At 64.9% G+C, this 19,368-nt stretch carries 20 protein-coding genes; 7 read left to right on the top strand and 13 right to left on the bottom strand.

Annotation, left to right across the window (positions count from 1 at the left end; all coding sequences use genetic code 11):
• Positions 1 to 3: 3 nt before the first annotated feature.
• The 3 genes from IVB40_RS35390 to nth are packed head-to-tail and all read right to left on the bottom strand — an operon-like array spanning position 4 to position 3,540.
• Positions 4 to 1,632 carry an MFS transporter gene (locus IVB40_RS35390; protein WP_247817756.1) on the bottom strand — a complete coding sequence of 543 codons (1,629 nt, stop codon included), beginning with the start codon at positions 1,630 to 1,632 and terminating at the stop codon, positions 4 to 6.
• Positions 1,619 to 2,755, bottom strand: coding sequence for an HlyD family secretion protein (locus tag IVB40_RS35395; protein ID WP_027566206.1), 1,137 nt, complete (start codon positions 2,753 to 2,755; stop codon positions 1,619 to 1,621). The genes IVB40_RS35390 and IVB40_RS35395 overlap by 14 nt, the downstream gene beginning before the upstream one ends.
• Positions 2,756 to 2,787: 32 nt before the next feature.
• Positions 2,788 to 3,540: an endonuclease III gene (gene nth / locus IVB40_RS35400; RefSeq protein WP_247357383.1), complete on the bottom strand. Its 753-nt coding sequence runs from the start codon at positions 3,538 to 3,540 to the stop codon at positions 2,788 to 2,790.
• A gap of 22 nt (positions 3,541 to 3,562) precedes the next feature.
• Here nth and IVB40_RS35405 point away from each other — a divergent pair, with 22 nt between their 5' ends.
• Together IVB40_RS35405 and IVB40_RS35410 are read left to right on the top strand one after the other, a co-directional pair.
• On the top strand, positions 3,563 to 4,096 hold the full coding sequence (locus IVB40_RS35405) for a DUF2244 domain-containing protein (RefSeq protein ID WP_247429366.1): 534 nt from the start codon (positions 3,563 to 3,565) through the stop codon (positions 4,094 to 4,096).
• Between the two features lie 56 nt (positions 4,097 to 4,152).
• Positions 4,153 to 5,049, top strand: a complete 897-nt coding sequence (locus IVB40_RS35410) for a bifunctional helix-turn-helix domain-containing protein/methylated-DNA--[protein]-cysteine S-methyltransferase (RefSeq protein WP_027566209.1) — start codon at positions 4,153 to 4,155, stop codon at positions 5,047 to 5,049.
• Positions 5,050 to 5,142: 93 nt separating this feature from the next.
• Here IVB40_RS35410 and IVB40_RS35415 read toward each other — a convergent pair whose 3' ends face one another.
• The 8 genes from IVB40_RS35415 to dnaK form a co-directional block, all read right to left on the bottom strand.
• Positions 5,143 to 5,766, bottom strand: coding sequence for a 2,3-bisphosphoglycerate-dependent phosphoglycerate mutase (locus IVB40_RS35415; RefSeq protein WP_007598504.1), 624 nt, complete (start codon positions 5,764 to 5,766; stop codon positions 5,143 to 5,145).
• A 76-nt stretch (positions 5,767 to 5,842) separates the two neighbouring features.
• Entirely contained in the window at positions 5,843 to 6,658 is an 816-nt protein-coding gene (gene dapB / locus IVB40_RS35420; RefSeq protein WP_027566210.1) for a 4-hydroxy-tetrahydrodipicolinate reductase, read from the bottom strand.
• Positions 6,659 to 6,829: 171 nt separating this feature from the next.
• Positions 6,830 to 7,141, bottom strand: a complete 312-nt coding sequence (locus IVB40_RS35425) for a DUF1330 domain-containing protein (RefSeq protein ID WP_247817757.1) — start codon at positions 7,139 to 7,141, stop codon at positions 6,830 to 6,832.
• 23 nt (positions 7,142 to 7,164) lie between these two features.
• Entirely contained in the window at positions 7,165 to 7,875 is a 711-nt protein-coding gene (gene pyrF / locus IVB40_RS35430; protein ID WP_247817758.1) for an orotidine-5'-phosphate decarboxylase, read from the bottom strand.
• Positions 7,876 to 7,881: 6 nt separating this feature from the next.
• The gene (locus IVB40_RS35435; RefSeq protein ID WP_007604013.1) at positions 7,882 to 8,460 is read right to left on the bottom strand and encodes an NAD(P)H-dependent oxidoreductase; all 579 of its coding nucleotides are present in this window, start codon (positions 8,458 to 8,460) and stop codon (positions 7,882 to 7,884) included.
• A gap of 57 nt (positions 8,461 to 8,517) precedes the next feature.
• Complete coding sequence (locus IVB40_RS35440) at positions 8,518 to 9,117, bottom strand: rRNA adenine N-6-methyltransferase family protein (protein ID WP_007598495.1); 600 nt, start codon at positions 9,115 to 9,117, stop codon at positions 8,518 to 8,520.
• An 88-nt stretch (positions 9,118 to 9,205) separates the two neighbouring features.
• Positions 9,206 to 10,342: a molecular chaperone DnaJ gene (gene dnaJ / locus IVB40_RS35445; protein WP_027566214.1), complete on the bottom strand. Its 1,137-nt coding sequence runs from the start codon at positions 10,340 to 10,342 to the stop codon at positions 9,206 to 9,208.
• A 260-nt stretch (positions 10,343 to 10,602) separates the two neighbouring features.
• On the bottom strand, positions 10,603 to 12,504 hold the full coding sequence (dnaK, locus tag IVB40_RS35450) for a molecular chaperone DnaK (RefSeq protein WP_247285056.1): 1,902 nt from the start codon (positions 12,502 to 12,504) through the stop codon (positions 10,603 to 10,605).
• A 396-nt stretch (positions 12,505 to 12,900) separates the two neighbouring features.
• On the opposite strand from dnaK, the gene IVB40_RS35455 reads away from it, so the two are divergent.
• Both IVB40_RS35455 and pncA read left to right on the top strand, forming a co-directional pair.
• Complete coding sequence (locus tag IVB40_RS35455; protein ID WP_027566216.1) at positions 12,901 to 13,842, top strand: hypothetical protein; 942 nt, start codon at positions 12,901 to 12,903, stop codon at positions 13,840 to 13,842.
• A gap of 144 nt (positions 13,843 to 13,986) precedes the next feature.
• Positions 13,987 to 14,709, top strand: a complete 723-nt coding sequence (gene pncA / locus IVB40_RS35460; protein ID WP_247819633.1) for a bifunctional nicotinamidase/pyrazinamidase — start codon at positions 13,987 to 13,989, stop codon at positions 14,707 to 14,709.
• Between the two features lie 75 nt (positions 14,710 to 14,784).
• Here the strand turns inward: pncA and grpE are convergent, their stop codons facing one another.
• Together grpE and hrcA are read right to left on the bottom strand one after the other, a co-directional pair.
• On the bottom strand, positions 14,785 to 15,399 hold the full coding sequence (grpE, locus tag IVB40_RS35465) for a nucleotide exchange factor GrpE (RefSeq protein ID WP_007598484.1): 615 nt from the start codon (positions 15,397 to 15,399) through the stop codon (positions 14,785 to 14,787).
• A gap of 96 nt (positions 15,400 to 15,495) precedes the next feature.
• A complete protein-coding gene (gene hrcA, locus IVB40_RS35470; protein ID WP_007598483.1) occupies positions 15,496 to 16,584 on the bottom strand; it encodes a heat-inducible transcriptional repressor HrcA in 1,089 nt (362 codons plus the stop codon).
• A gap of 180 nt (positions 16,585 to 16,764) precedes the next feature.
• On the opposite strand from hrcA, the gene rph reads away from it, so the two are divergent.
• Genes rph through hemW form a run of 3 tightly spaced genes read left to right on the top strand, consistent with a single transcriptional unit; the run spans position 16,765 to position 19,326 of the window.
• Complete coding sequence (gene rph, locus IVB40_RS35475; RefSeq protein ID WP_027514789.1) at positions 16,765 to 17,478, top strand: ribonuclease PH; 714 nt, start codon at positions 16,765 to 16,767, stop codon at positions 17,476 to 17,478.
• Positions 17,479 to 17,489: 11 nt separating this feature from the next.
• Complete coding sequence (rdgB, locus tag IVB40_RS35480) at positions 17,490 to 18,125, top strand: RdgB/HAM1 family non-canonical purine NTP pyrophosphatase (RefSeq protein ID WP_247817759.1); 636 nt, start codon at positions 17,490 to 17,492, stop codon at positions 18,123 to 18,125.
• A 16-nt stretch (positions 18,126 to 18,141) separates the two neighbouring features.
• Positions 18,142 to 19,326 carry a radical SAM family heme chaperone HemW gene (hemW, locus tag IVB40_RS35485; protein WP_247819634.1) on the top strand — a complete coding sequence of 395 codons (1,185 nt, stop codon included), beginning with the start codon at positions 18,142 to 18,144 and terminating at the stop codon, positions 19,324 to 19,326.
• The last annotated feature ends 42 nt before the right edge of the window (positions 19,327 to 19,368 follow it).

Consider the following 19,368-nt stretch of genomic DNA (forward strand, 5'->3'; position numbering starts at 1 on the left):
AACCTACGACAGCGACAGCCCGCATCTGCGCAACAGCATCCTGGCGAAGCCGAACGGCGCTGGCGTGAACGGGCCGGGCGGCGCACGGGTGACCAGGGCGACGACGCCGAGCGCGGCCATCGCCACCCAGAAGCACAGCCAGAAGCCGTCGATATAGGCGAGCACATTGGCCTCGCGCTGAACCAAGCCCGCGAGCGTACCGACCGCGCGGGCCTGGGCCGAACCCGCACCATGGGCCGCAAAATGGTCGGCGAGCTGTTTCAGCATGCGGACCACATCGACGTCACCGACGCCGAGATTCTGGCCGAGATAGAAGGAATGGATCTGCTCGCGGACGCGCAGCCACGTCCCCATCAACGCCACGCCAATCTCGGCGCCGCCGAGCCGCATGATCTGGATATAGGCAGCAAACGAGGTGGCACGGCTCGGATCGGAGTTGGACAGCAGCGTGATGATCAGCGGCAGCAAGGTCAGCGACTGCCCGATGGCCTGAAGCAGCACGATGCCGGCGAAATCCTCGTGCGCCCATTCATGGCTGAGCTGCGTGCCCCAGAGATTGGCGGCGGCGAAGCAGGCAAATCCCACGACCACCACCGTCCGCGTATCGAAATGCCGCAGCAGCCAGATCGAAAGCGGCACCAGCACGAACATCGGCAACGCGCCGTAGGTAAGCAGCAGCAAGCCACTCTGCTCCGGCCTGAGCAGGGCGATGGTGGCGAGGAAATTCGGCACCAGCGACGCGTTGGAGAGGCTGGTCAGCGTGTAGAGCAGAATCAGGACCAGCCCCAGGCCGATATTGCGCGAGAACAGCACGTTGATATGCGCCCATGGCTGTCGCACCAGGGCCTCGTTGACGAGGAAGCCCGCGACCAGCACCGCGCCGGCAATGATCAACGCCATCACCGTTCCCGACCCCAACCAGTCCAGCCGGTTGCCCTGGTCGAGCCCGGCGTAGATCATCGAGACGCCGGCGCCGAGCAGCAGCATGCCGCCCCAATCGGCCTCGCGCAGCAAAGCGCGATTCACCGGCTCGTTCGGCGTGCCCCAATAAACCATCAGGCCCATCAGGGGCGCGATCACGACGCTCTGCCAGTACAGCCATTGCCAGCCGAGATGGTCGACATAGAAGCCGACCAGCGAGCTCGAGGTGTCCAGCGCGAAGCCGACGCGGATCGAATAGATCGAGATCGCCGGGAGCCACCAGCGGATCGGCAAATTGCGGAACACGATCATCAGCGTCGCAGGCACGAAGGTGCCCAGCAAGAGGCCATGCACGACGCTGAGCGCGAGCAATGTCGGATAATCGTGCACGAACGGGATGATCAGCGAGACCGCGGCATAGACGAGGCTGGGGATGCCCAGCACGCGGCGCAGACCGAATACTGTGGCAAGCCAGGCCACCGCGGGCGCGATGAAGATCTGCGAGCCGATGCCCGCCGTGGAGAGCCATGCGCCTTCGTCGAACGAAAGCGAGAACGCGCCGCGCAGGTCCGGCAAGCCAATCGTGGTCAGGCGGCTGTCGAAATTGGCGAGGAACGAGCCGAGCAGCACTGCCGCCACCGCAAACAGCGGCTGCGGGGCGACGCCGCCGCGCGAGAGCGGTCCGCGGCTGGAATCGTCATTTTCCGCCATTACCGGCCTTGGTGTCGATGCTGGTGACGACCGACATGCCTGGCACCAGCCGCGCCAGCAGCGGCTGGTTGTCGTCGAACTGGATGCGCACGGGAATGCGCTGCACGACCTTGGTGAAGTTGCCTGTTGCGTTGTCCGGCGGCAGCAGCGCGACCTGCGCGCCGGTTGCGGGCGCAATGCGCTCCACCCGGCCGCGCAGCTTCTCACGCGGGAAACTGTCGACGGTGATCTCGACCGGCTGGCCCGGTGCGACGTGGGTAAGCTGGGTCTCCTTGTAGTTCGCGATCACGTAGACCTTCGGCAACGGCACGACGTTGATAAGGTTGGTGCCGATGTTGACGTAGTCGCCGGGTTGGACCTGCCGCTCGCCGACGACGCCGTCGAACGGCGCCGATATCTTGGTGTAGCCGAGCTTGAGCTTCGCACTTGCCAGTGTTGCCTTGGTCGCTTCGAGATCGGCGGCACGCTGTTTCCTGGTGCCTTGCAGGACTTCGAGCTGGTGCTGCTGGGCCGCGATCACCGCGCGGCTCGCGCGCACGTCGGCCTGCGCCTTGGCGTAGCCTGCGACCGCCTGCTCGAACCGCTGCCGCGTACCGGATTCGGTCTGCGATAGGGACTGCTGACGCTCCTGCTCCTGCCGCGCCTCGACCTCCACGGCTTCGGCCGAGAGCCGCGCGGCTTGCGCCTGCGCGATCGTCGCATATTGCAGCTCGATCTGGTTGGCCAGATTGTCGAGCACGGCTTGCGCGGCGGCGACCGCCGCTTCGGACTGCGCGACTTGCGTCTGATAGTCGGCAGGATCGATCTGGATCAGGAGATCGCCGGCCTTGACGCGCTGGAAGTCGGTGACCCCGACGCTCAGCACTTCGCCGGAGACGCGACTGGCGAGCCGCGTCAGCTCGGCGCGCACATAGGCGTCGTTGGTGGTCTGGACCACCGAATTGCCGACCCATTCGTCGAAGCGCTGCGTTGCCAGCGCGACGAAGCCGAGCGCGACGATCACTGCGAACAGCGGAATCGCGAGCCGGCTCCACAGCGAACTCGCCGGTCGCTGCGTTGGCTTCGGTGGCGGCGCCGGTGTGGCAGCAGGTGGCGACGACGGGATTTGTTCCTGCTGACTCACGATAGACTCCAAACCACTTTTCCGAACGCCAGTCAGACCGTCTTTTCCGGCCACCTACAGAGATCGTTGATCAGGCATACCTCGCAGCGCGGCTTGCGCGCGAGGCAAGTATAGCGGCCATGCAGGATCAGCCAATGATGGGCATGCAGCATGAACTCGGCGGGGATTACCTTTTCGAGACCGAGCTCGACCTCCAGTGGCGTCTTGCCAGGCGCGAGGCCGGTCCGGTTGCCGACGCGGAAGACATGCGTGTCGACCGCCATGGTGTGCTCGCCGAAGGCCATGTTGAGCACGACATTGGCGGTCTTGCGCCCGGCACCCGGCAACGACTCGATGCCGGCGCGCGTACGCGGCACCTCGCCGCCGAACTCGCTGAGCAGCTTCGCCGACAGCCCGATCACGTTCTTCGCCTTGGTGCGGTAGAGGCCGATGGTCTTGATGTACTCGCGCAGGCGTTCCTCGCCGAGGTCGAGCATCTTCTGCGGCGTGTCGGCGATCGCAAACAACGCACGCGTCGCCTTGTTGACCCCAGCATCGGTCGCCTGCGCCGACAGCACCACGGCGACCAGCAGCGTGAACGGATTGACGTGCTCGAGCTCGCCTTTCGGCTCCGGGTTGGCCTTGCGGAAACGGCTGAAGGCCTCGTGGACCTCGGGCGGCGTCCAGGGCTTCAGGGCCTTAAGCGATTTCTTCGCGGGTCCGTTCGGTTTGGCCGCGACCGGCTTTGCCTTTTTCTTCGGCACGGACGTTTTACGCGGGACCGGCTTGCGGGTGATTTTCGCCATGATCGGGATATACTGAGGGACGATGACCACAGGCAACGAAATTGAGCGCGAACGATCCGGAAGCGAGGCCGAACCTCAGATCTTTTCCGCGCGCCTGACGCCGCACCGCTCGCTGAACCGCACCGGCTTCCTCGCCGTGATGCTGTTCCTGAGCGCCGTCAGCTTCGTCACCGGCCTCGTCTTCCTGATGATGGGCGCGTGGCCGGTGTTCGGCTTCTTCGGCCTCGATGTGCTGGTGATCTGGTGGGCCTTCAAAGCCAATTTCCGCGCGGCGCGGGCCAGCGAGGAGATCGTGGTCACACCATCTGAATTGCGCGTGCGGCGCGTCAGCCAGCACGGCCAGGTGGTCGAGTGGACCTTCAACCCGCTCTGGGTCCGTCTCGACATGGAAATCGACGAGGATTTTGGCATCGAGCACCTCTATCTGATCTCGCGAGGTCACCAGATCCAGATCGCCCGCTTCCTGGGACCGGACGAAAAGGCAAGTTTTTACAAAGGTTTGGTTGAGGCGTTAAATGCCGCCCGGCGCGGCCCGACCTACAATCCGGTCACCTGATTTGCGGATCGGAAATCGGGTGGTTTCGCACCCCGCCCTCTCCTACATTTCCAATCATGATGACACTCGCGATACATGACCAGCGCCTGGCCGGGCCGGGCACCCAGAACGCCGCGATGCGCGACTATGATTCCGTGCGCCGGGCGATCGCCTTCATCTCCGAAAACTGGCGCGCACAGCCGACCATCGAGGCGATGGCGGATGCGGCCGGCGTCACGCCGGACGAGCTGCACCATCTGTTCCGCCGCTGGGCCTCGATCACGCCGAAGGCTTTTATGCAGGCGCTCACGCTCGATCACGCCAAGGGCTTGCTCAGGGACTCCGCGAGCATCCTCGACGCCGCGCTTGATTCCGGTCTGTCGGGTCCGGGCCGGCTGCACGATCTCTTCGTCACCCATGAGGCGATGTCGCCGGGCGAATGGAAGAACGGCGGCGCGGGGCTCATCCTGCGCTACGGCTTCCATCACTCGCCGTTCGGCACCGCGATCGTGATCGCGACCGATCGCGGATTGTCGGGACTCGCCTTCGCCGATCCCGGTGAGGAACAGGTGGCGCTCGCCGACATGACGCGGCGATGGCGGAACGCAACTTACGTCGAGGATCACGAAGGCACCGCGCCATTGGCGCAGCGCATCTTCGACACGAAACTGTGGCGGCCGGATCAGCCGCTGCGCGTGGTGATGATCGGCACCGATTTCGAGGTGCGAGTGTGGGAGACGTTGCTGAAGATCCCGATGGGCCGCGCGGTGTCCTATTCGGACATCGCCTGCAACATCAACAGTCCGAAAGCCTCACGCGCCGTCGGCGCTGCCGTCGGCAAGAACCCGGTGTCCTTCGTCGTGCCCTGCCACCGCGCGCTCGGCAAGAGCGGCACGCTCACCGGCTATCACTGGGGCATCACCCGCAAGCAAGCGATGCTGGGCTGGGAGGCCGGGCAGCTGGGGATGCAGTAATAGTTGCTACGCGTAAACTGCCCCACATCGTCGTCCTGGCGAAGGCCAGGACGACGCCCAGTGTTTGGCCGGCTCCGCCGCGCGCGAACGTCTTTAACCCGCCAGATCCAACTTCGACGCCACCGTCGAATCCGCATTGAGGCGGTAGATGATCGGCACGCCGGTGGCGAGCTCGCGCTTCAAAATGCCTTCGGGCGAGAGCTTTTCCAGCACCATGATCAGCGCGCGCAGGGAGTTGCCGTGGGCAGCGACCAGCGTGCGCTTGCCGTTGAGCACGCCGGGCAGGATCTCCTGCACGTAATACGGCAGTGCGCGCGCGAGAGTATCCTTCAGGCTTTCGCCGCCGGGCGGCGGCACGTCGTAGGAGCGGCGCCAGATCAACACCTGGTCCTCGCCCCATTTCTTGCGGGCGTCGTCCTTGTTGAGGCCCGAGAGATCGCCATAGTCGCGCTCGTTCAGCGCGAGGTTCTTCGTCGTCGGCAGGCCCTTCTGATCAAGCTCGCCGAGGATGAGATCGAGCGTGTGCTGTGCGCGCGTCAACACCGAGGTGTAGGCAACGTCGAACACGAGGCCCTGCGCCTTCAGCTTGCGGCCGGCTTCCGAGGCTTCCTTCACGCCGAGTTCGGTGAGGTCAGGATCCTTCCAGCCCGTGAACAGGTTCTTCAGATTCCATTCGCTCTGGCCGTGCCGCACCAGCACGAGAAGACGTTCGCTCATTGACTGCTTTCCGTTTCGTTCGTTGGCTAAGCATGATCGTGTCGGAAAACCGCTTCACACTTTTCCGGATCATGCTTCAGATGTCAGACAGGCCGAGCACGTCGGCCATGGAGTAGTGCCCCGGCTTCTTGCCATGCGCCCAGAGCGCGGCCTTCAGCGCGCCATGGGCGAACAGCATGCGATCCTCCGCGTGATGCGACAGCGTCAGCCGCTCGAACGCGCCGAGGAAGCTCACGCTGTGATCGCCGGCCGCGGTGCCGCCGCGCAGCGACGCAAAGCCGATGTCGCCGGGCTTGCGCGCGCCAGTGATACCGTCGCGACCGCGATCTGCATGCTCGTCGAGCGCGATGCCACGGCCGCTAGCGGCCGCCTGGCCCAGCATCAGCGCCGTGCCCGAGGGCGCGTCGATCTTCATGCGGTGATGGGTCTCGACGATCTCGATGTCGAAGCTCTCGTCGAGCGCCTTGGCGACGCGCTTGACCACGGCGGCGAGCAGATTGACACCCAGGCTCATATTGCCGGACTGCACCACGACGGCGCGGTTGGTGACGCTCTTGATCACGGCGTTGTCGGAGCCCGACAGCCCGGTCGTTCCGACCACGTGCACGAGGCCGCGCTCGGCGGCGATCGCGACATTGGCCAAGGTCGCCGCGGGCACGGTGAAATCCAGAATGCCGTCGGCGTCCTTTGACAACGCCCAGAGATCGCCCGAGAGTTTGATGCCGTTGGCCGGCAGGCCTGCGAGCACGCCGGCATCCTTGCCGAGCAGCTCCGAGCCCGGTGCCTCCAGCGCGCCGGCCAGCACCGCGCCTTTGCTTTCGGCAATCGCCCGCGTCAGCGCCCGGCCCATCCGGCCGCCGGCTCCAGCAACAATCAAGCGCATGTCGGACATGGTGCGATCCTCTCACGGTCGTTGTAGCGGGGGGAGGCAGTTCCGGCAACCGAGGGGCAAACGCCACCGTCATGCCCGGGCTTGTCCCGGGCATCCACGAACGGCCACGTATATGAGACCGAAGACGTGGATGGCCGGGTCAGGCCCGGCCATGACGGAGCTGAGCGCGCCTCAGCCGTCTGACGGCTGCGGGCCGTCATAGCCCTCGATGATGATGAGGTCGGCGACGGAGTGCGGCTGGCGCACCTTGATGTTGGCTTGGTATTCCGGCGAGTTGTAGCAGGCGATCGCGGTTTCGTAGTCCGGGAATTCGATCAAGACGTTGCGGGTGCGGCTGGCGCCTTCGACGGTGGTGAACTTGCCGGCGCGAACGACGAAGCGGCCACCCCATTTCTTGAAGATCGGACCATTGGCGACGGCATAGGGCTTGTAGCCCTCGTCGCTGCTCACATCGACGCGTCCGATCCAGTAGCCTTTTGCCATTGTTCTTCTCCCTGTGTTGTTGATTAGCCGAGCGCTTGCGCGATCTCGGCCTGGATGGCCTCGGCAATCGCCTTGGGGTCCGTGGCTTCCACCACCGGCCGACCGACGACGAGGTGGTCCGCGCCGGCCGCAATCGCGCGGCCCGGCGTCATGATGCGTTTCTGGTCGCCGCTCGCCGCGCCGGCCGGCCGGATGCCGGGGGTGACGAGGCGCATCTGGTGGCCGACGATCTTGCGCAAGGCTCCGACTTCCTCGGGCGACGATACCAGCCCGTCGATGCCGAGCACCTGCGCCTGCTGCGCGCGCGCTTCGACGAGCTCAGAGACGCCGAGCCGGAAGCCTGCCGCGTGCAGGTCGTCCTCGTTGTAGGACGTCAGAACAGTGACGGCGAGGATCTTCAGGTTCGAGTTGCCGCGGCCTTCGACGGCACCCTTCATGGTCTGCGGATAAGCGTGGACCGTGAGGAAGGTCGCGCCGAGCCTTGTGATGCTGTAGACGCCCTGCGCCACGGTGTTGCCGATGTCGTGCAGCTTGAGATCGAGAAAGACCTTCTTGCCCTTGTCGGCGAGCTTGCCGACCAGCGGCAAGCCGCCGGCATAAGCCAGCCGATAGCCGATCTTGTAGAAGGTGACGCTGTCGCCGAGCCGGTTGACCATCGCTTCCGCGGCATCAACGCCGGGCAGATCGAGCGCGACGATCAGGCGGTCTTTCGGGGCAATCTCGGCTGGCGTCATGTCACCTCACATCATGCGTTGGGAAATGTCGATCAACTGCCGCACCAGTTCCTTCAACGCGGCGATATCGCCCTCGTGCTTCAGCCTGTCCATATCGTCATAGGCCTGGTCGGCAAAGGCGAGCGTGAGCTGGCTGGCAATCACATTGGCGTGGCAGGAGGTCAGGATCAGCCGCAGCGCCTGCAGCGCGCGAGCCGCGCCAAGCCGGCTCTGCGAGGCGCCGGCGAGTGCGAAGACACGGTTGCGGAACACCTCGCCACGCGGCTCGTGCAGCTCATGCACGCGGCTGACCCAGTCGATCGCGTTCTTCAGCAGCGGCGGCACCGAGGCATTGTATTCGGGCGAGACGATCAGCACGCCATGATGCGCGCCGATCATGCGCTTGAGATTGATCGCGTGCTTGGGCACACCCGACTTGGCCTGCAGATCGCCGTCATAGATCGGCAGCGGAAAATCGGCGAGCGAGATGCGGGTGACGTCAACGCCGGCTTGGTCAAATGCATAGGCGGCGACCGCTGCCAGCTTCGCATTATGCGAGCCGGTCCGCAGTGAGCCGGGAATGATCAGGATTTTCGGTGCGGACATCCGCTTCCATGCGTTCGGCGAAACGAGCCCGCCACGCAAACAGGAATGCCGGCGGAATTAGTCCTTGCGATACACCCAGACGCGGGCCGGCGGAAGGTTCATCCAGATCCGTTCCGAGGCCTCTGTGGACACGCCGGGCAGCGATTTCGGAATCGGCGGCACCACCGCATAGGTGAACTGGACGAAGGGCGCACCGGGCGCCAGCGCCGTGAAGGCGTCGCGAATGAGCCGCAGCCGCGTCAGCATCGGTTTTGTGACCAGCGGCAGGCCAGAGACGACCGCGGAGGCCGGCGCGCTCAGCACGTTCCAGAGCGTGTCGCGCAGGCGATAGGCATCACCCTGCACCACTTTGGCCTGCGGATAGCGGTCGCGCAGCAGGGCGCAGAAGCCTGGATTGTATTCGACGAGGACGAGGCGCTTCTGGTCGACGCCGCGCTCGACCAGGGCCGAGGTGATGGCGCCGGTGCCGGGCCCGAGCTCGACCACCGGTGCGTCCGAATTGACGTCGACGTAGTGGGCCATGGTCCGGGCCAGCAGCTTGCCCGACGGCATCACCGCGCCCATGTGGAGGGGCTTTTCAATCCATGACCGGAGAAAACGCACCTCGTCATCGAGACGGGGCTTCTTCAACGCACGCGCGGACGATGGCAATGGCATGTCGGGACCGGCCGGGACCGCGTGACCGCGGCGTGTCAGAAAATGGTCATAAAGACGTATAGGCCGAAGGCGGCACGGTCAAGACGCGTCAACTCGCGCGATTACCGAAGAAATCCTTGACCTTGGTGAAGAAACCCTCGGATTCCGGCTGGGTGTTGCCGGAGGAGAGTTTTTCGAACTCGGCCAGCAATTCCTGCTGCTTCTTGGTGAGATTTTGCGGCGTCTCGACCACGACCTGAACATACATGTCGCCCATCTGGCGCGAGCGCAGCACCGGCATGCCTTTTGATGCGATGCGGAATCGGCGGCTGGACTGGGTCCCCGCGGGGACCTTCACCTTGGTCTTGCCCTTCTCGATGGTCGGCACCTCGAATTCGCCGCCAAGCGCCGCCGTCACCATCGAGATCGGCACACGACAGTGCAGATCGGCGCCGTCGCGCTGGAAGAACTGGTGCTGGGCCAGCGACAGGAAGATGTAGAGGTCGCCGGGCGGGCCGCCGCGGACCCCGGCCTCGCCCTCTCCGGCGAGCCTGATCCTGGTGCCATCCTCGACTCCAGGGGGAATGTTGACCGACAGATTCCGCTCGCGGGTGACACGCCCCTGACCCGAGCAGGACGGGCAGGCGTCTTCGATCATCTGGCCGCGCCCCTGGCAGCCCGGGCAGGTGCGCTCCAGCGTGAAGAAGCCCTGCGACTGCCGTACGCGTCCGGCGCCGCCGCAGGTCGAGCAGGTCTTCGGCTTGGTGCCGGCCTTGGCCCCGATACCCGAGCAGGCTTCGCAGGTGACCGAGACCGGGATCTCGATCTGCGCGGTCTTGCCGCCAAAAGCTTCCTCGAGCGTGATTTCCATGTTGTAGCGCAGGTCGGCGCCGCGCTCGCGGCCGCCACGGCCGCCGCGCTGTCCGGCCATGCCGAACAAATCTTCGAAAATATCGGAAAAGGAGGAGGCGAAGCCCGCGCCGAAACCGGGGCCGCCACCGCCGCCGCCCTGCTCGAAGGCGGCATGACCGAAACGGTCATAGGCGGCGCGCTTGTCCTTGTCTTTCAGGACCTCGTAGGCCTCGTTGATTTCCTTGAACTTGACTTCGCTGGTGTCGTCCCCGGGATTGCGGTCGGGGTGAAACTTCATCGCCAGCTTGCGGAACGACGATTTCAGGACGGAATCGTCGGCATCGCGTTCGACTTCGAGGGTTTCGTAATAGCAGCGCTTGGTGGACGTGGACATGATGAGCTCAGTCTATCCGATCGCGAATCAAGTCGGAGCGAAGCAACGTCGCCATGCAACGATATAGGCAGCCTTCCGCTTCGCGGCAGAGGATTGCACGGCAGTGTTCAGAATAACGGCTGGGAATTGATCGATCGTAACGGGGCCGATTTTAGCAAGGCCTTGCCCCGTCGAGCCCGACACGATGGCCTCCCCCGCGAGGGAGGAGGCCGTTGGCGCGTGTGGGGTCCAAGCCGTCCGCATCATCACCCTCGCGGGGTTCAGGCGGACTTCTTGTTGTTCTTGTCGTCGTCGACTTCGGTGAACTCCGCGTCGACGACGTCGTCCTTGGCCGCATCCTTCTTGGCGTCGGCCTCGGCCTGCTGCTTGTACATGGCCTCGCCGAGCTTCATCGACGCCTGGGCCAGCGTTTGGGTCTTGGCCTTGATGGATTCGGCATCGTCGCCCTTCAGCGCTTCCTTGAGGTCGCTGACCGCATCCTCAATCGCGCGGCGCTCGGTCTCTGCGACCTTCGAACCGTGCTCGGCCAGTGCCTTCTCGGTCGAATGCACCAGTCCATCCGCGTCGTTCTTGGCAGTCACGGCCTCGCGGCGCTTCTTGTCCGCCTCGGCATTGGCCTCGGCGTCCTTGACCATCTTCTCGATGTCGGCTTCCGACAGGCCGCCGGAGGCCTGGATGCGGATCTGCTGCTCCTTGGACGTGGCCTTGTCCTTGGCCGAGACGTTGACGATGCCGTTGGCGTCGATGTCGAAGGTCACCTCAATCTGCGGCATGCCGCGCGGAGCCGGCGGAATGCCCATCAGGTCGAACTGGCCGAGCATCTTGTTGTCGGCCGCCATTTCACGCTCGCCCTGGAAGACGCGGATGGTGACCGCGTTCTGGCTGTCCTCGGCGGTCGAGAACACCTGGCTCTTCTTGGTCGGGATCGTGGTGTTGCGGTCGATGATGCGGGTGAACACGCCGCCCAGCGTCTCGATGCCCAGCGACAGCGGGGTCACGTCGAGCAGCAGCACGTCCTTGACGTCGCCCTGAAGCACGCCGGCCTGGATCGCGGCGCCGATCGCCACGACTTCGTCCGGGTTGACGCCCTTGTGCGGCTCCTTGCCGAACAGCTGCTTCACGACTTCCTGGACCTTCGGCATGCGCGACATGCCGCCGACCAGCACCACTTCGCCGATCTCGGCGGCAGTGAGGCCGGCATCCTTCAGCGCCTTGCGGCAGGGCTCGACGGTCTTCTGGACGAGGTCATCGACCAGCGCTTCGAACTTGGCGCGGGTGAGTTTCATCGTCAGATGCTTCGGGCCGGTCTGGTCCGCGGTGATGAAGGGCAGGTTGATCTCGGTCTGCGTCGTCGACGACAGCTCGATCTTGGCCTTTTCAGCAGCTTCCTTCAGGCGCTGCAACGCGAGCTTGTCGTTGCGCAGGTTGATGCCCTGCTCCTTCTGGAATTCGTCGGCCAGATAGCCGACCAGGCGCATGTCGAAGTCTTCGCCGCCGAGGAAGGTGTCGCCGTTGGTCGACTTCACCTCGAACACGCCGTCGCCGATTTCGAGAATCGAGATATCGAACGTGCCGCCGCCGAGATCGTACACGGCGATCGTGCCGGTCTTGGTCTTGTCGAGGCCATAGGCGAGCGCGGCCGCGGTCGGCTCGTTGATGATGCGCAGCACTTCAAGGCCCGCGATCTTGCCGGCGTCCTTGGTCGCCTGGCGCTGGGCGTCGTTGAAGTAGGCGGGCACGGTGATGACGGCCTGGTCGACCTTCTGGCCCAGATGGGCTTCCGCGGTCTCCTTCATCTTCTGCAAGATGAACGCCGATACCTGCGAGGGCGAGTAGGTCTGGCCGTCGGCCTCGACCCAGGCGTCGCCGTTGGAAGCCTTCACGATCTTGTACGGAACGAGCTTCTTGTCCTTCTCGACCATCGGGTCGTCGTAGCGGCGGCCGATCAGGCGCTTCACTGCGAAGAACGTACGCTCTGGATTGGTGACGGCCTGGCGCTTGGCAGGCTGGCCGACGAGGCGCTCACCGTCGTCCGTCACGGCGACGATCGAAGGCGTCGTGCGCATGCCTTCGGAATTCTCGATGACTTTGGCGTTCTTGCCATCCATTACGGCGACGCACGAATTCGTGGTGCCGAGGTCGATCCCGATGACCTTTCCCATGGTCCTGTATCCTTGTTTTTGCGGCAGGTTGGCTGGGCCCAGAAGGCACCCGAACCGAAACCCCCTAAGATCAAACATTCGCGATATTGCGATGGTTGACGCTCATATAGGAGGGGGGGAGGGGCCCGCAAGGACCGAACGCAAGTTTCGGCCGTGAAAACATTGGGTTTTGGAAGATCATATCCGGGCTGAACCCGCCTTGCGGGTGAGGAATTATTAACAGGTCCCGCGATCGGCCGGCATCCGTTACCGCGTTCCGCCCTGCCCTGTTGCGGCAAGACCAAACCCGCTAAAAGGCGGGCGGCCGAGCGGGCTCGTCATCTGGCTGCGTCGCGCGACAAAGCGGCCCGGTGACCGACCATCGAACGGCCTCAATGTGAACCAATCAGAGTGCCCATGAAGCTGATCCGCCCCCTTGCTGCGCTCGCCCTCCTCGTTGCCTCTGCGCTTCCGGCTCTGGCTGCCGACGCCGTTTTCCCACCCGGCTTGCGCCTCGGCATGGTGCCATTGGTCGGTCTCAACACGGCCAAGACCTTTCCCGGCTTCGAGAGCGAGGACGGCAACGTCAAGGTGCTGATCACAGAACTGCCGCCGGCGGCCTATGGCGAGGTCGTGAGCGCCTTCAACTCCAATCCAGCCGGAGCCAACGGCGTCAAGCAGGACAAGATCGAGACGCCCGCGGGTCTTGCCTATTTCACGACCGAGAGCGGCAAGGCCGGCGAGACCCCGGTGCGGCGCTATTCGATGATCGTGCCGGGGGCCGGCTTCTCCGGCTATGTCGCGGTGCAGATTCCGGAGAATGCGATCAAAATCTACACCGACGAGGCGGTGCGGCAGATGTTTGCGAGCGTCGTCACCCGCAAGCAGGTCTCGGCCGAAGAGCAGATCGCGCTGATGCCGTTCAAGATCACCGATCTCGCCGACTTCAAGGACGTTCGCACGCTGGCGCCGGGCTCGAGCATCATCCTGGCCGACGGCGACGAGAGCTCCGGCTATGAATCGAAGCCGTTCATCATCCTCGGCGTGATTGGCGCCACCCCGCAAGCCGCCGACGACCGCGCCCGCTTCGCCCAGGAGGCGGCGCTCCAGATTCCCGGCGTGCGCGAGTCGCGCGTCACCATGTCCGAGCCGATCCGCATCAGCGGCCAGCAGGGTTTCGAGACCCGGATCGACGGCGTCAGCGGCAAGGACAAGACGCCGGTGACCGTGGTGCAGTGGATCCGCTTCAGCAGCGGCGGCGCCTCGCTGCGCATCATCGCCAGCGCCCCGCGCGAGCAATGGCCGGCCGCCTTCACCCGCTTCCGCGCGGTCCGCGACGGCATCCAGCCGAAGGGCTAGCCCGACACTCATCGTCGTCCCGGCGAAGATATCCGGTCAGCAGCCCAACGACTCACCAAAGCCGGCTGCATTTTCGGGCTTCTGTTCGTATACGAACGGAACTAGGCTCCCCTTCCGTTGAGTTCATCCTTGAGGAGGCGAATGATGCTGGATCGGCGACAAGTCTTGGCGGCGCTCGGGACGAGCGCGCTCGTGGCGCTCGCGCCAACCGCGATTCTGGCGGCCACATCGATCAAGCCGGACGATGCATCCGCGCTGCTCGTGATCGACGTGCAGAATTGCTTCCTGCCCGGCGGCAGCCTTGCCGTGAAGGAAGGCGAGCAGGTGGCGCCGGTCATCAACAAGATCTCGAAAGCGTTTTCGAACGTGGTGATGACGCAAGACTGGCACACGCAAGGCCATGTTTCCTTCGCATCAGTCCACGCCGGCAAGAAGCCGTTCGAGACCGTCGATCTTCCCTACGGCAAGCAGGTGCTGTGGCCCGACCATTGCGTGCAGGGCACCGACGGCGCCGCGCTGTCGAAAGACCTTGCGATCCCGCACGCCGAGCTCATCATCCGCAAGGGTTTTCACAAGGACGTGGACAGCTATTCGGCCTTCCTCGAAGCCGATGGCAAGACCTCGACCGGCCTTGCCGGCTATCTGAAGGGGCGCAAGATCAAGCGCGTCTTCGTCGCGGGGCTGGCGACGGATTTCTGCGTGGCCTGGACCGCGCTCGACGCGCGCAAGGCGGGCTTCGAGGTCTATGTGGTGGAAGACGCCTGCCGCGGCATCGACAATCAGGGTTCGCTCGCAAAAGCCTGGGCCGATATGGCCAAGGCCGGCGTGAAGCGGATTCAGTCCGCGGATATCGCGGCGAGCGCGTAAGAGGCGCGACCGAACTGCAAGACCCTCATCCTGAGGAGCGCGCTTCTTAGCGCGCCTCCTCAGCATGAGGATCGATCAGTTCGCCGCGCCGTTCGGCTCGTTGCTGTTGGCGGGCGCGGCCTTGGCGCCGCCCTTGGCGACACCGACCAAGGCAGGACGCAGCACGCGCTCGCCGATGGTGTAGCCGGCCTGCATGACCTGCACGACGGTGCCCGCGGGCACCGATGCATCGGGCACCTCGAACATCGCCTGCTGGAAGTTCGGGTCGAACTTCTGGCCCAGGGGGTCGAACTTCTTCACGCCGTGTTTTTCCAGCGCGCTGAGCAGCGAGCGCTCGGTCAGTTCGACGCCCTCGATCAGCGAGGCGAGGCCTGCATCGGCCGCCGCACGGGCCTCGGCCGGAACGGCATCGAGCGCGCGCTGGAGGTTGTCGGCGATGTCGAGCACGTCGCGGGCAAAGCCCGTGACGCCGTAGAGCTTGGAGTCAGCGACCTCCTTGGCAGTGCGTTTGCGCAGATTCTCCATCTCGGCCAGCGTCCGCAGCATGCGGTCGCGCGCCTCGGCGACTTCCTTCTGCAGAAGCTCGACCGAGCCCGGCTCGGGATCGTCGGGCATGATGTAGGGTTTTGACACCACGGGCTCGCCGGCCGCAGCACTCGTGTCTTCGGGTTGCCGGTCTCGATCGGTCATCGGCTCTCTTTTCGCATTCATCTCAGGGGGTTTCTGGCCCGGATATCGTGCTTCGGGCGCCGAAAATCAAGCGCCCGTGATCGGGGGAGACGCCGGTCAGCCCCCCAGGAGCCGGCTGACGATGCGGGCAGCGTAGTCCACGGTCGGGATCACGCGGGCATAATTCAGCCGCGTCGGCCCGATCACGCCCAAAACACCGACGATATGGCCGGCAGCGTCCCGATAGGGCGAGATGATGGTGGACGAGCCCGACAGCGAGAACAGCTTGTTCTCACTGCCGATGAAGATCCGCACGCCTTCCGCGGTCTCGGCCCGCCCGAGCAGATCGATGACCCCGCGCTTGGTCTCGAGATCGTCGAACAGCAGGCGAACGCGCTCGAGATCCTCCAGCGCATGCAAATCTTCGAGCAGATTGGCGTGGCCGCGGACGATGAGCTGCCGATCCTCGTTCTCGCCGCCCGACCAGCTGGCAATCCCGGCCGAGATCACCTTATGCGTCAGCTGATCGAGCTCGGTGCGCGCCTCTCCGAGCGCGGTCTCGAGCTCCAGCCGCGCCTCGGCCAGGGTCCGGCCCCGGATCCGCGCATTGAGGAAGTTGCCGGCTTCGGTCAACGCCGAGGATGGAACTCCCGGCGGCAGCGTCAAGACGCGGTTTTCGACCTGCCCGTCCTCGCCGACCAGGATCACCAATGCCTTTTCCGGTTCCAAGCGGACGAATTCGATATGTTTCAGCCGCGCATTGGATTTCGGCGTCAGCACGACCGCGGCAGCGCGGGTCAGGCCGGAGAGCCGCGTCAATGCCTCCTCGAGCGCAGCCTCCACCGATTGCGCGTGGCCGACGGAGGTCAACTGGCTCTGGATCGCCTGCCGTTCACTGTCATTGAGGTCGCCGACCTGCATCAGGGCATCGACGAAGAAGCGCAGGCCGAGTTCCGTCGGCAGCCGGCCGGCGGAGGTGTGCGGGGCGTAGATCAGGCCGAGCTGTTCCAGGTCGGCCATGACGTTGCGGACTGAAGCGGGCGACAGCGGCATGGCGATCAGGCGAGAAATATTGCGCGAGCCCACCGGCTCCCCAGTCGCGAGGTAGCTTTCGACGATTTGACGAAAGATGTCGCGGGAACGCTCGTTGAGCTGGGCGAGGCCCGCGCGCGGCGCGATCAGATGGATCGGATCGTGATGGGCCACAGACGGTAACTCCTCTCGGCTGCATGTAATTTGTCTATCCGGGAGGCTTCTGACAAGCGTCGCGCTCGCGGATTGAAAATCGGGGATCAATAAGGCCTCGATCTTCCCCCTTGCCGCCCACCCTCACCCCACCTACAAGCACCGCCAACAGCCCTTTTCCGAGAGTTTTGGAGGATTCCCATGCGGCCAAGCCGCCGTGCGCCCGACGAATTGCGCCCCGTGACGCTGGAGCGCGGCGTGGTCAAATATGCGGAAGGCTCGTGCCTGGTGAAATTCGGCGACACCCACGTGCTGGTCACCGCCACGCTGGAAGACCGCCTGCCGCCATGGCTGAAGGGCCAGGGCCGCGGCTGGGTCACCGCCGAATACGGCATGTTGCCGCGCGCGACCTCGGAACGCACCCGCCGCGAGGCCTCCGCAGGAAAGCAGAGCGGCCGCACCGTCGAAATTCAGCGCCTGATCGGCCGCTCGCTTCGCACCATCATCAATCTCGAAGCGCTCGGTGAGCGCCAGATTACGGTCGATTGCGACGTGCTCCAGGCCGACGGCGGCACCCGCACGGCCTCGATCACCGGCGCCTGGGTCGCCCTCGCCGATTGCATCACCTGGATGAAGGCGCGCAACATGGTCAAAGCCAATGTGTTGCGCGACAACGTCGCCGCGATCTCCTGCGGCATCTACAAGGGCACGCCCGTGCTCGACCTCGACTATGCCGAGGACTCCGAAGCCGACACCGACGCCAACTTCGTCATGACGGGGGATGGCCGCATCATCGAAGTTCAGGGCACCGCGGAACGCGAGCCGTTCACGGAAGCCGAGTTCCTGGCGTTGATGGCGCTGGCGCGCAAGGGCGTCGCGCGTCTCGTGGACTTGCAGAAACTGGCGGTAGCGTAGTCAATAGGCCGATGCATCGCCGAATCACCGGAAAGCTCGTCATCGCGACCCATAATCCCGGCAAGCTCGCCGAGATGAAGGAGCTGCTCGCGCCTTACGGCATCGATGCGGTCTCGGCCGGCGAATTAGGTCTTCCGGAGCCGGAAGAGACCGGAAACGATTTCCGCAGCAACGCCGCGATCAAGGCGATCGCGGCAGCGCAGGCGACCAAGCTGCCGTCCTTCGCCGATGATTCCGGCATCGTGGTCGACGCGCTCGACGGCGTGCCCGGCATCTACTCGGCGCGCTGGGCCGGTCCGAACAAGGATTTTGCCGCGGCAATGGCACAGATCGAACGGCTGTTGCAGGAGCGCGGCGCGACCACGCCCGCCAAGCGCAAGGCGCATTTCGTTTCCGCGCTTTGCGTTGCATGGCCCGACGATCATCTCGAAGAGGTCGAGGCGCGCGTCGACGGCACGCTGGTGTGGCCGCCGCGCGGCACCGCCGGCTTCGGCTACGACCCGATGTTTTTGCCCGACGGCCACAGCCGCACCTTCGGCGAGATGGAGAGCATCGAGAAGCACGGCCTGCCGCCGCTCGGTCTTGGCCTGTCGCATCGCGCCCGCGCCTTCGTGAAACTGGCGGAGATCTGCCTTGAGCCGCGCTAGAGCGTTTTCGAGCGAAGTGGATACCGGTTCGCGCCAGGAAAACGCGTCAAAACAAGAATCCGAAGCCTTCGGCGTCTACGTGCACTGGCCGTTCTGCCTGTCGAAGTGCCCCTATTGCGACTTCAACAGCCATGTCCGCCACGCCGCGATCGACGAGGCGCGCTTTGCGTCGGCTTTCGCGCGCGAGATCGCTGCGACCGCCGAGCGCGCGCCCGGCCGCGAAGTCACCTCGATCTTTCTCGGCGGCGGCACACCCTCGCTCATGCAGCCTGCAACCGTCGGCGCTGTGCTCGATGCCATCGGCAAGCACTGGACCGTGGCGAAAGACGTCGAAGTCACGCTGGAGGCAAACCCGACCAGTGTCGAGGCTACGCGCTTCGCGGGCTATCGCGCCGCCGGCGTCAATCGCGTCTCGCTCGGCGTGCAGGCGCTCGACGATGCCTCGCTGAAGGCGCTGGGTCGCATGCACAGCGCGCGCGAGGCACTCGACGCGGTCGCCATCGCGCGCCGCTCGTTCGATCGTTATTCGTTCGACCTGATCTATGCCCGTCCCGACCAGACGCCGGCGATGTGGGCCGATGAATTGCGTCTCGCGATCGGCGAGGCGGCCGAACATCTGTCGCTCTATCAATTGACGATCGAAGAAGGCACGCCGTTCTTCGGCCTGCATCAGGCCGGCAAGCTGAAGACGCCGGATGAGGCGGTCGCACGCGCGCTCTACGACGTTACCCAGGAGACCTGCGACAGACTCGGCCTGCCCGCCTACGAGATTTCCAATCACGCGCGGCGCGGCGCCGAGTGCCGGCACAATCTGGTCTACTGGCGCGGCGAGGAATATGCCGGCATCGGCCCCGGTGCCCATGGCCGGCTCGACATCGACGGTATCAGGCACGCCACCGCCACCGAGAAGCGTCCCGAAGCCTGGCTGATGCGGGTCGAGACCAACGGCCACGGCGTCGTCACCGACGATCTCCTCAACAGCGAAGAACGCGCCGACGAATTTTTGCTGATGGGGTTGCGCCTCGTCGAGGGCATCGACCCCGAGCGCTACCGCGCGCTGTCAGGCCGCTCGCTCGATCCCAAGCGCATCACGCTGCTGCGCGAAGAAGGCGCGATCACGGTGGATGCAACCGGCCGCCTGCGCGTGACCAGCAGCGGTTTTCCGGTGCTGGACGCGGTGGTCGCCGATCTCGCGGCGTAAGGTCTCTCCATCGTCGTTCTGGCGAAAGCCAGGACGACGTCG

This window comes from Bradyrhizobium sp. 40 (genome assembly GCF_023100925.1).
In the GTDB taxonomy this organism is placed as follows: domain Bacteria; phylum Pseudomonadota; class Alphaproteobacteria; order Rhizobiales; family Xanthobacteraceae; genus Bradyrhizobium.